6 protein-coding genes are annotated in these 13009 nt (G+C 41.0%); 5 read left to right on the top strand and 1 reads right to left on the bottom strand.

Annotation, left to right across the window (positions count from 1 at the left end; all coding sequences use genetic code 11):
• From GON26_RS17180 to GON26_RS17160, 4 genes are all read left to right on the top strand, one after another.
• On the top strand, window positions 1–5633 hold a 5633-nt coding region (locus GON26_RS17180; RefSeq protein ID WP_202110892.1), incomplete at its 5' end, for a T9SS type A sorting domain-containing protein.
• 48 nt (window positions 5634–5681) lie between these two features.
• Window positions 5682–6530 (top strand): outer membrane beta-barrel protein, encoded by an 849-nt coding sequence (locus GON26_RS17170; protein WP_160376000.1) that lies wholly within the window; start codon window positions 5682–5684, stop codon window positions 6528–6530.
• Between the two features lie 27 nt (window positions 6531–6557).
• Window positions 6558–8357, top strand: a complete 1800-nt coding sequence (vgrG, locus tag GON26_RS17165; RefSeq protein ID WP_160375999.1) for a type VI secretion system tip protein VgrG — start codon at window positions 6558–6560, stop codon at window positions 8355–8357.
• A 1-nt stretch (window position 8358) separates the two neighbouring features.
• Entirely contained in the window at window positions 8359–8658 is a 300-nt protein-coding gene (locus GON26_RS17160; protein ID WP_160375998.1) for a PAAR domain-containing protein, read from the top strand.
• 844 nt (window positions 8659–9502) lie between these two features.
• Here the strand turns inward: GON26_RS17160 and GON26_RS17155 are convergent.
• Window positions 9503–9994, bottom strand: a complete 492-nt coding sequence (locus tag GON26_RS17155) for a hypothetical protein (RefSeq protein ID WP_160375997.1) — start codon at window positions 9992–9994, stop codon at window positions 9503–9505.
• 545 nt (window positions 9995–10539) lie between these two features.
• On the opposite strand from GON26_RS17155, the gene GON26_RS17150 reads away from it, so the two are divergent.
• A complete protein-coding gene (locus tag GON26_RS17150; protein WP_160375996.1) occupies window positions 10540–12942 on the top strand; it encodes a TonB-dependent receptor in 2403 nt (800 codons plus the stop codon).
• Window positions 12943–13009 lie beyond the last annotated feature (67 nt).

The raw sequence follows: 13009 nt of genomic DNA, 5'->3' as shown, positions 1-13009 counted from the left end.
CTATTACCGAACCATCCGCTATAACCGCAACAACTTCTCAAACAAATCTTTCTTGTAATGGAGGTTCAAATGGAACAGCCTCTGTAACAGCAACTGGAGGAACTGGAGGTTATACCTACGCTTGGAGCCCTTCTGGTGGAACTGCTCCTACTGCTTCAGGGCTTACGGCCGGAACATATACCGTGACCATTACAGATGTAATGGGTTGTACCGGAACAGCAAGTGTTACTATTACCGAACCAGATGCTATAACGGCAACTGTATCAAAAACGGATATTAGCTGTAATGGAGCCAATGATGGAACTGCAACTGCAACACCAACAGGAGGAACAGGAACTTATACGTATTCTTGGGCACCTTCTGGAGGAACTGCTGCTACAGCTACTGGTTTATCGGCAGGAACTTACACCGTAACCATAACCGATGCTAACGGATGTACCGGAACACAAACCACTACTATTACCGAACCAGATGCTATAACGGCAACTGTATCAAAAACGGATATTAGCTGTAATGGAGCCAATGATGGAACTGCAACTGCAACACCAACAGGAGGAACAGGAATTTATACGTATTCATGGGCACCTTCTGGAGGAACAGCTGCTACAGCTACTGGTTTATCTGCCGGAACTTACACTGTAACGGTAACAGATGCCAATGGTTGTACTGAAACTGCTAGTACTACTATAACAGAACCAGCTTTACTTACTGCAGCTGCAACTCACACTCCTATTTCTTGTAATGGAGATGCTGACGGAACTGCTACAGTTGTAGCAACTGGCGGATCAGGAACTTATACCTATGCCTGGTCACCTTCTGGTGGAACTGCTGCTACAGCTACTGGTTTATCTGCAGGAACTTACACCGTAACCATAACCGATGCCAATGGTTGTACTGAAACTGTTAGTACTACTATCGCTGAACCAGATGCTATAACAGCAACAATTACTCAGACTCCTATTTCTTGTAATACAGGAACTAATGGAACTGCAACAGTAACTGCTATGGGCGGAACAGGAGCTTATACCTATGCCTGGTCACCTTCTGGAGGAACAGCTGCTACAGCTACTGGTTTATCTGCCGGAACTTACACTGTAACCATAACCGATGCTAACGGATGTACCGGAACACAAACCACTACTATTATTGAACCAGATGCTATAACGGCAACTGTATCAAAAACAGATATTAGCTGTAATGGAGCCAATGATGGAACCGCAACTGCAACACCAACAGGAGGAACAGGAGCTTATACCTATGCCTGGTCTCCTTCTGGAGGAACTGCTGATACAGCTACTGGTTTATCGGCAGGAACTTACACCGTAACGGTAACAGATGCCAATGGTTGTACTGAAACTGCTAGTACTACTATAACAGAACCGGCTTTACTTACTGCAGCTTCAACTCACACTCCTATTTCTTGTAATGGAGATGCTGACGGAACTGCTACAGTTGTAGCAACTGGCGGATCAGGAACTTATACCTATACCTGGTCACCTTCTGGTGGAACAGCTGCTACAGCTACTGGTTTATCTGCCGGAACTTACACTGTAACGGTAACAGATGCCAATGGTTGTACTGAAACTGCTAGTACTACTATCGCTGAACCAGATGCTATAACAGCAACAATAACTCAGACTCCTATTTCTTGTAATACAGGAACTAATGGAACTGCAACAGTAACTGCTATTGGCGGAACAGGAGCTTATACCTATGCCTGGTCTCCTTCAGGTGGAACTGCTGCTACAGCTACTGGTTTGTCTGCGGGAACTTACACCGTAACCATAACCGATGCTAACGGATGTACCGGAACACAAACCACTACTATTATTGAACCAGATGCTATAACGGCAACTGTATCAAAAACAGATATTAGCTGTAATGGAGCCAATGATGGAACCGCAACTGCAACACCAACAGGAGGAACAGGAGCTTATACGTATTCTTGGGCACCTTCTGGAGGAACAGCTGCTACAGCTACTGGTTTGTCTGCAGGAACTTACACTGTAACGGTAACAGATGCCAATGGTTGTACTGAAACTGCTAGTACTACTATCGCTGAACCAGATGCTATTACAGCAACAATAACTCAGACTCCTATTTCTTGTAATACAGGAACTAATGGAACTGCAACAGTAACTGCAATTGGCGGATCAGGAGTATATACCTATGCCTGGTCTCCTTCGGGTGGAACAGCTGCTACAGCTACTGGTTTATCGGCAGGAACTTACACCGTAACCATAACCGATGCTAACGGATGTATCGGAACACAAACCACTACTATTACCGAACCAGATGCTATAACGGCAACTGTATCAAAAACAGATATTAGCTGTAATGGAGCCAATGATGGAACCGCAACTGCAACACCAACAGGAGGAACAGGAACTTATATGTATTCATGGGCACCTTCTGGAGGAACAGCTGCTACAGCTACTGGTTTGTTTGCAGGAACTTACACTGTAACGGTAACAGATGCCAATGGTTGTACTGAAACTGCTAGTACTACTATCGCTGAACCAGATGCTATAACAGCAACAATAACTCAGACTCCTATTTCTTGTAATGCAGGAACTAATGGAACTGCAACAGTAACTGCAACTGGCGGATCGGGAACTTATACTTATGCTTGGGCTCCTATTGGTGGAACAGCTGCTACAGCTACTGGTTTATCTGCAGGAACTTACACTGTAACGGTAACAGATGCCAATGGTTGTACTGAAACTGCTAGTACTACTATAACAGAACCGGCTTTACTTACTGCAGCTGCAACTCACACTCCTATTTCTTGTAATGGAGATGCTGACGGAACTGCTACAGTTGTAGCAACTGGCGGATCAGAAACTTATACCTATGCCTGGTCTCCTTCGGGTGGAACTGCTGCTACAGCTACTGGTTTGTCTGCAGGAACTTACACCGTAACGGTAACAGATGCCAATGGTTGTACTGAAACTGCTAGTACTACTATCGCTGAACCAGATGCTATTACAGCAACAATAACTCAGACTCCTATTTCTTGTAATACAGGAACTAATGGAACTGCAACAGTAACTGCTATTGGCGGATCGGGAGCTTATACCTATGCCTGGTCTCCTTCAGGTGGAACTGCTGCTACAGCTACTGGTTTGTCTGCAGGAACTTACACTGTAACGGTAACAGATGCCAATGGTTGTACTGCAACAGCAAGTGTTACTATTACTGAACCAGCTGCTATAACAGCAACAACTACTCATACAAATGTATCTTGCAATAGCGCTAACGGAACTGCTACAGTTGTAGCAACAGGTGGATCTGGAACTTATACTTATTCATGGGCACCTTCAGGAGGAACTAATGCAACTGCAACAGGTCTTGCTCAGGGACTTTATACTGTAACAATTACAGATACTAACGGCTGTACTGCTACTGAAAGCGTAACTATTACTGAACCAACTGCTATAACGGCAACAATAATTGTAACCAATATTAGCTGTAATGGAGGGAACGATGGAACTGCAACTGTAACTGCAACTGGTGGAACTGGAATTTATACGTATTCGTGGTCTCCAACTGGAGGAACTGATGCTACAGCTACTGGTTTATCAGCAGGAACTTACACCGTAACAATAACAGATACCAATGGTTGTACTGCAACACAAATCATCAATATAACGGAACCTGCTCTTCTTCTTACTGCTACAGTTACTCACACAGATGCAACTTGTATTGGTAACAACGGAACAGCAACAGTAACGGCATCAGGTGGATCAGAAACTTATACGTATGCTTGGGCTCCAACCGGAGGAACTGCTGCTACAGCAACAGGACTTACCGCCGGAACTTATAGCGTAACGGTAACCGATAGTAACGGTTGTACTGCAACAGAGACCGTAACTATTTCTGAAACAACTCCTATATCAGCAGTAATAACTACAACAAATGTTACTTGCAGTAGTGCTACTAACGGTTCTGCAACAGTAATCGCAACTGGAGGAACTGCACCTTATACCTATTCTTGGGCCCCTTCGGGAGCAACTGGTGCTACGGCAACAGGACTTGCTGCAGGAACTTATGATGTAATAGTAAGCGATAGTAATGATTGTATTTTTACCCAATCAATAACAATTATAATCAGTCCAACTACTGTGCCTCCTGTTCCTAATGTAGCTGTATTGCCTACTATTACGAATTATTGTGCCATCTTATCAACAGATATTCCAATACCTACAGCTACAGATAATTGTGGCGGAATTGTTACTGCCACTACAACAGATCCTTTAGAATACACAACCGAAGGTATTTATGTAATTGTATGGAATTATGTTGACGGTAATGGTAACAGTACAACACAAGAACAAACACTGGAACTGTACTTATCTCCTACCGATCTGACAACTTTTGATGGTGGTGATTTTACTTATGACGGAAATGTTCATACCATTGAAGTAGATAATGCTCCTGTAGGATCTCATGTTGCATATTCTACCGAACCTGCAACAGGTCATGCAAACGGAGCTATTAACCCAGGCAGTTATACGGTTACTGCTGTAGTAACACCGCCTGCTGGTTATCCGCATTGTACTCCGTTAACGCTTACTGCACAACTTGTTGTAAATAAGGCGGAGCAATTCATCACTTTTGATAATTTACCAACGATTAATTTCCAAAGTGGCGGTACCTTACAATTAAATGCGCTTAGTAACTCAGGTTTACCTATACATTATACGTTTACCTACACTTCACCTTTACCTCCGGTGTCCATTTCTCCAAGTGGGTTAATTACACTGTTGCGATCTGGTGAGTTAGAGATAACAGCACATCAGGATGGTGATGATTTTTATTTGCCTGCTGATGGTGTTTCACAGCTTTTGGTAATCAAAAATAATGATACGAGTATATCCGAAATTACAATTGGCGATGAAACGCTTGATAATCCTTCACAACAAATCAATTATGTATTAGATTGTGGTGTAAAAACTGTCGATGTTGCGATTACAGCACCAGACGGTGTAGTGATTGAGCCTGCTCCTAATTTTGCTATCAACGCTCCTAAACCGGGAATTTATACACAGGACATCAAACTTACTTCTGAAGATGGAACCAGCAGTAAAACATATTCTGTTGTGGTAGAAAGCCGTTTCAATTTTGCTGATATCGTCGTAAAGAAATTTAATAATGTATTATTGGTAAACAACAATCCGAAAACCAATGGAGGTTATGAGTTTGTTAGCTATCAGTGGTTCAAAAACGATGAGCTAGTGGGAACAGGTCAATATTATTCAGCCGGAAACAATCCGAATGATACTTTAGACCCAACCGCTGAGTATTATGTAAAAATGACTACCAAAGATGGACAGGTACTACAAACATGTAATACACAACTGACATTGAAATCATCTTATGAGGCTAAACTGTATCCTAACCCTGTTCAGCCAGGACAAACGATTACTGTAGAAGCTGATTTTCCTGCCGAAGAATTAGAGACTTTACAAATAAGCATCTATTCGCTATCAGGTAAGCTGATAAAAACACTAAAAACTTCTACATCAAAAACAGAGATTGCATTACCGCAGGCTACTGAAGGAAGTACTTATCTGGTGTTGCTTCAGACAGCTAACATAAAAAAATCACTTAAAGTAATTGTTAATAAATAATAACTACCTGTACTGTCTTTGGCAGTACAGGTATTAAATACATTAAAGATGAAAAAATATTATATAACATCCCTGTTTCTAATTACTGCTATTTTGGGTGTCGCTATAACGACTCATGCTCAGGAAAAGAAATATGAAATTTCGGCTGCGTTGGGAGGCGGTGCATCTTATCTGGACTATGGCACCCGTAGTGGAGAATTGGTTCCGGGAAATGGTTTTAATGCGGGTCTTCGTTTCGCTTATTATCTAAACCAAAATATCAGTTTGGGAATAGGAGCCGAATATCAATCGTATCAATCTTCGGCGAGATTTCTTTCTCTTAATGGGCGTTATACCACTACCGATATCGAAGACGAATCATTTCAGTTTCGGTATGCTGCCGATCATGTAAGTGAAAAACAAAAATTAGGCTATATCAACATCCCGGTCAACATTCAATATGAAACTTTAGGAACTACAAGACTGTATCTGGCAGCGGGTGCAAAAATAGGATTTGCTGTGAGCGGATGTTCCGAAACTACTATGGATGATGTTACGACTAGCGGCTATTATCCGCAGTATAATGTTGTATTGTATGAACCTGCTTTTGCGGGATTCGGAACCTTTGATGCTATCAACACTGGCAAACAGGATCTTGATACAGAAGTATCTTATTCTGCTACTTTCGAAACTGGTATCAAACAAATTCTAAACAAGAAACATTCTCTTTATATAGGGTTGTATCTGGATTACGGCTTAAATACTGTTTATGATAAAAGCAATACTAAAAATATAGTACAGTACACTAATACTGCAGTACCTGTTCAGCTACAATACAACAGTATTCTTGATTCGGCTTATGCTGATGATCCTATCTTGCTTTCGTACGGAGTCAAATTAAGATTTGCTTTCCGATAAAATCAATACCTTTTAATCCATCTGATCATGAGTGCATTTGCCCCAATAGCTAGTGGAGGAATAGCAACCTTTGATATCCAAATTAACGGAGAATCCATTCCGGATATACTAAACGTGTATTCCATTCATGTAGAAAAAAGAGTCAACCGGATTCCTTCCGCTAAACTTATTATCCTGGATGGAGAAGCCAATACAGGTACTTTTGATGCCAGTTCCTCAGCTACTTTTGTACCGGGTGGATTGATTCGTATTGCAGCAGGTTATGATGGCCATAACAAAATTATTTTTGAAGGGATTATTACCAGCCAGTCCATTCGCATAGATTCATTAGTAGGATCTGCTTTAGAAATTGAATGCAGGGATACTGCCGTACAAATGATAGTAGGCCGAAAGAGTCATATTTATACCAACCAGAAAGACAGTGATATCATCGCTTCGATTATTGCTTCGTATTCCGGAATTAAAACAGAGATTACCCCAACCACCACCCAATGGCCCGAACAGGTACAATATTATGTAACCGACTGGGATTATATTTTGGCTTTGGCCGAAGCAAACGGACTAGTCGTTACCGTTATCAACGGCAAGATTACCGTAAGACCGCCCGATTACGATACAGCATCGGTACTGACAGTAGGTTACGGAGATAATTTATTAGAATTTAATGCAACCCTAAATGCGACCACCCAATTAGGAAACGTACAAGCGAGTGCCTGGGATTATAAAAACCAGTCTGTAAATACTGGCACAGCATCTCCAAATATAGCGGGAGCAGGTAATCTATCTTCAAAGAAACTATCCGAAGTTATAGGCCTCTCCTCCTTTCCGTTACAAACATCGGCACCTTTAGCAACTGCTGATTTAAACAACTGGTCGAAAGCCCAGATCCTAAAAAGTGAACTGGCAAAGATACAGGGCGAAGCTAAATTTCAGGGTACTTCTATAATAGAACCGGGACAATATATCACGATGCAAGGTCTTGGTGACCGGTTTAATGGTGATCATTTTATGAGTGGTGTGGTACATGATATTAGTGATGGAAACTGGATTTCTGAAGTTAGTCTTGGGTTCTCGCCACAATGGTTTACAGAACAGACTGATGTGATGTCGCCACCTGCTTCCGGATTGCTTCCGGGTGCGAGAGGTCTGGTAAACGGAACTGTAAAACAAACCTATGAAGATCCTGATTCGCAATACCGTATTCTGGTCGATGTCCCTTTAATAGACAGCACTGGTGCCGGTATCTGGGCACGGCTTTCTAACCTTTATGCCACGAGCGGAGCCGGAGTTTTTTTCCTGCCCGAAGTAGGCGACGAGGTGATTATTGGTTTTATAAATGAAGACCCACGCTATCCCGTAATACTAGGCAGCCTCTATAGCGGTTCTAAAATAAAACCTGCTGCAGGATTAGCACCTAATGAGCAAAACAGTACCAAAGCTATTGTATCTAAATCCGGTATCTCGATTGTTTTTGATGATCAAAATAAAATCTGGACCGTAGCAACGCCTCAGCAAAACACGATTATTATTAGTGATAGAGATAAAAGGATTATTATAAAAGATGAAAACCAAAACAGCATTGTAATGTCAACAGACGGAATTGATTTGAAGAGCCCTAGAAACATTACTATTGCAGCAGATCAAAAAGTAAATATTAAAGGCAACGAAGGCGTGACGATTGAGTCTCGCGGCGGTGATATAGAAGAAAACGGAATGAATATTAAACATACAGCAGATATGCAATACAGCGCACAAGGCAGACTAGTGGCTCAAGTAAGTGGAGGATCGGAATTACTGCTGAGAGGCGCAATGGTAATGATTAACTAATATGCCACCAGCAGCAAGATTAACAGATTTTCATCAGTGTCCTATGCAAACACCTGGTGTACCCCCTATTCCTCATGTGGGTGGTCCTATCACTGGCCCAGGAGAACCTACTGTTTTAATTGGTGGTTTGCCTGCTGCCAGAGTTGGTGATATGCTCGTATGTGTAGGCCCGCCTGATACTATTGTACAAGGATCATCTACTGTTAGGATTGGAGGCCTTCCTGCCGCCCGAGTGGGAGATACTACTGCTCATGGAGGCAGTATTATGCTGGGCGCTTTTAATGTGATGATTGGTGGGTGATGATAGCTTGTTGCTGTTAATCTTCTATTGATGTACCATCTTCTAACATTTTCTGATGCCTTTCAATTTTAGCTAATTCCTATACATTTCCATGATTTACACCTTAGAAATTAATAAACCAAAGATTCATGCTTCTTTCCTATTTCATCAAAATCTTATCCTGAACTTTATAACGTTCCGTTAGCACATTCTCTTTTTCATTCATTAAAACTTCTTGTGAATTTATTTTACAAAAAAAACATTTAATTACTACCAAAAGTTCCCGTACCTGGTCAATATATGAGATTCCAAACCTCAACATAGAGGTTGCGAATCTCTTTTTTGCATCTCAAAACCCCAATCCACTGGTTTACAACCTCATCAACCCGGTCCTGAACCTATCTGGATAGGTTTCGAACCCCGCTGGATAGGTTCTAAGGTCCGTTCGACAGGTTCCAGACCGGGTAAGACCTGGTCTGGAACCTATCTGGATAGGTCTCGAACCTATACTGACCCGGTCCGGAACCTATCTGGATAGGTCCCGAACCTATACCAACCCGGTCTGGAACCTATCCAGCGGGGTTCGGAACCTGTCGGACGGACCTTAGAACCGGGTTAGCGGAGTTTCGAACCTATCTGACGGGGTTTGAGACCTATCCAGAGAGGTCTGCAACCTATCCAGCGGGGTTACAGACCTATCCGGAGGGGTTACAGACCGGGGCAGAGAGGTTTAGAACCAGTCTGGAGAGGTTTAGAACCGCCCTGAAGCCTTATTTTATTAAAATCATGATGTTGCCAACAGGCACAAAAAAAAGCCTTTCGAAATAAAACATTCGAAAGGCTTCGTAAGCTGGGTGTAACTACATTATGTGGGAGTATCGTTTTCTTTTTTTTCTTTTTGGGTAACCGTTCTTCCAAAAAACTGCCCCAGTTCATTTACTTTAGATTCATAACCTGAAATGTTAGAATTGGCTTTAAACTTTGAATAGTCATAATCAACTAAAGCAGCACGAAAGTTATCATAATCATGCAGAATTTTATTGTTCTTTAAGTTTTGTGCCAGGGTCTCTAAGCGCATAATAAAGTTTTGCAGGAACTCTCTCGAATCGAGATCATTTAGAAACTCTGTCCAGTCAATATCCGAACAGGATAAAGCTGGCTGACTATTTCTTAGGTCTTTTACTTTGTTTATAAAAAGCTTGTTTTGCTCGTGTACACTTCCGTATTTTATTCGGTCTTCTGTCGAAAGACTTTTAAATTTTGCTGCAAGAGCGGTTTCTACTGCGGTTAGGCCTAATAAGGCTGACGATCTTTCTGTTGGCGTATAATGTGCCGGACTTAAATTTTTCAATGCCATTCTAATTTCTTTTAAATTAATTTCTTTACTATCATCAGCTTCTGTCTTCAGGAGATCTTTTTGATTAAAATTTCTCTTGTGTAAAACTGCTAAATAAATCAATGCCTGTCAATACCGGAATATAGTTATTTTCATACAATCGAAAAGTAGAACTAGTTCTACAAATCCTTGCTGTACTTACGTTTGAGATTCTGATACTTCCTTTTTTTATTTCCTTAAAGGAATGCTTTACATTGGCAACAAAAAAAGTATTCCCTTCAAAACAAAAACTACCTGATGTAGCTGAAAATCATTTCGAATAGCTAAAACAGGAAACGTTTTAACCTTTTACTTAGCTACTTTTTCCCTATTCATTTCTAAAATAGGCCTTTCATTTTCAATGGAATATCTTTCAAAAAGGATTTTGATCTCCAAAACAATAGCAGCAACTCCCTCTCTTGGAATCAAAACTACCGTTCATTATTCTTATTTAGAATAATTAAGAATAATTTGCTTCGTAAGGTATTAGGTTATACTTTTGCTTCGAATTTTAAAACCAAACCAAAATGAATTTGACTATTATTAAGAAAGTTTTATTTTGCCTAATGCTCCTGAGCTCTGCATTTATGATGAGTCAGGAACTAGGGAAAGTAGCTGGTACAGTCGCCTTGAGTGGCGATACCCCTGCTGAAAATATTGCAGTAGCGCTTAAGGGTACAAAATATACAGCCGTTACCAATGCAAACGGACAATACGAAATCAAGAATGTAAAAGCGGGTGTTTATACACTACGCATAAACGGTGTAGGTATTACGCCGGTATCTGAAAGTATTACAGTTGTGGCCAACCAAACAGTAACCAAAAACTTCCAGCTATCTGAGAGTCAGGAAGAACTTGACGAGGTAGTGATTACCAAAAACAAATACAAGCAGGATAAGCCATCGCTATCTTTACGTTTGAACACTCCCGTACTTGAGATTCCGCAGAACATTCAGATCGTAAGCGCGCAAACGCTGAAAGACCAACAGATCATTAGCATGAGTGATGGGGTGATTCGTAATGTAAGTGGTGCAGTTCGTTTAGAGCACTGGGGCGATATGTACACGAATATTACCATGCGTGGTTCGCAGATACAGGCTTTCCGTAATGGATTTAATGTGGTATCTTCTTTCTGGGGCCCGCTTACAGAAGATATGAGTTTTGTAGATCATATTGAGTTTGTAAAAGGTCCGGCAGGTTTTATGTTATCCAGCGGTGACCCAAGCGGACTTTATAATGTGGTGACCAAAAAACCAACAGGAATTACCAAAGGTGAAGCTACGGTAATGGGCGGAAGTTATGACTTTTACAGAGCCAGTATTGACCTTGATGGAAAGTTTGATAAGGAAGGTAAGTTTTTATACCGCGTAAATGGTGCTATACAAAAGAAAGGTTCGCACCGTTCTTTTGAACACAATGACCGTTATGTCTTTGCTCCTGTTCTTTCGTATCAGATAGATGATAAAACCAAAGTAACTTTGGAATATAATTATCAGCATGCTAATATGACCGAGGTAGGATCGTATTATATATTTGGTGCTGATGGTGGTGGTTATGCTACAACTCCTGTAGATTTTACGATGACACAGCCAGGATTGCCAGATACTAAAATGAACGACCATAGTGGGTACCTGATGTTTGAGCATAACTTTGATGATAAATGGAAACTTACCGCACAAACCTCTTATTTTAAATATTTGCAGGAAGGATACAGCTCATGGCCAAGTAATATAGCCCCTACTGCTGATTTGCAATTGGGAGAAATTATAAGAAATGTAGGTATCTGGGATGCTGAAAGTGATATGTTTTTAGGTCAGGTATTTGTAAACGGAAAATTTGAAACGGGTCCGATAACCCATAAAGTACTGGGTGGTGTAGATATGGCAAACAAAGAATACATGGCCGACTGGATGCAATCGCATGATCTTGATACTGTAGAGGATCCTTTTAATATCAATAATCCAGACTATGGACCGCCTGCTAATGGTCTGCCCAATTTTGATCGTGATACTCCTCTTAAAGAAAGATCAGTAGCGGGAGTGATGACATCTAAATTTGCGGCTGGTTATGTTCAGGATGAGCTTGGTTTTTTAGATAATAAAATAAGACTGACTCTTGCGGCAAGATATACCTGGATAAGTCAGACAAGCTGGGGTGAAACTCAGGAAGACAGCCATATTACGCCACGTGTGGGGGTAAGTGTTTCGATAACAGATAATACAGCAGTTTATGGTTTATACGATCAGGCTTTCTCGCCACAGTCAGGAATCATGAGAGGAGATGGTGAGATTAAACCGCTTACTGGTAATAATTTTGAAGTAGGTATTAAAAAAGACTGGTTTGACGGATCATGGAGTACCAGTGTAGCAGCGTATCGTATTGTAAAAGAAAACGAACTTACAGCTGATCCTACTAATGGACCAACAGATCAATATAAAATAGTTTTGGGAGAAAAAAGAGCTGAAGGAGTAGAATTTGACCTAAGAGGAAAAATATTTGACGGTCTTAATCTTATTGCCAATTATGCTTTTACAGAATCTGTTGTAACCAGTGTTGCACCCGGTTTAGGTATTAATGTAGGAGATATAGTTCCGGGATATGCCAAACATACAGCCAACGCATGGCTGAATTACACCCTTGTAAACGGAAAGCTAAAAGGGTTAGGCGCTTCTATTGGAGGTACTTATCTTGCAGGACGCCAAACCGATACCTGGAGTCCGGGACTTGAAAAACTACCTAACTATTTTAAACTAGATGGTGGATTATCATACGAAACTAATAAACTGAAGTTCACTGCTAATGTATTTAATATTCTTAATGAATATCTTTACAGTGGTTCCTTCTATCAATGGATTGGAGAAAAGGGTGCCTATTACTGGCAAACAGAACAGCCCATAAACGTAAGACTTGGTGTAACGTACAAGTTTTAAGTTACAGCTCACAAAACCTTATATAAAAAGAAGCCGTCCTGATATACTATTCGGGACGGCTTCTTTA

This window comes from Flavobacterium hydrocarbonoxydans (assembly GCF_009789235.1).
Classification (GTDB): domain Bacteria; phylum Bacteroidota; class Bacteroidia; order Flavobacteriales; family Flavobacteriaceae; genus Flavobacterium; species Flavobacterium hydrocarbonoxydans.
Note: the sequence above shows the minus strand (reverse complement) of the source record. Positions and strands in the feature narration are given on the sequence as shown.

What these genes read in the sequence shown, in the direction of transcription:
- GON26_RS17150 (WP_160375996.1), top strand. Translation starts at nt 10,540, where the DNA reads ATGAATTTGACTATTATTAAGAAAGTTTTATTTTGCCTAATGCTCCTG.
- GON26_RS17155 (WP_160375997.1), bottom strand. Translation starts at nt 9,994, where the DNA reads ATGGCATTGAAAAATTTAAGTCCGGCACATTATACGCCAACAGAAAGA.
- GON26_RS17160 (WP_160375998.1), top strand. Translation starts at nt 8,359, where the DNA reads ATGCCACCAGCAGCAAGATTAACAGATTTTCATCAGTGTCCTATGCAA.
- GON26_RS17170 (WP_160376000.1), top strand. Translation starts at nt 5,682, where the DNA reads ATGAAAAAATATTATATAACATCCCTGTTTCTAATTACTGCTATTTTG.
- vgrG (WP_160375999.1), top strand. Translation starts at nt 6,558, where the DNA reads ATGAGTGCATTTGCCCCAATAGCTAGTGGAGGAATAGCAACCTTTGAT.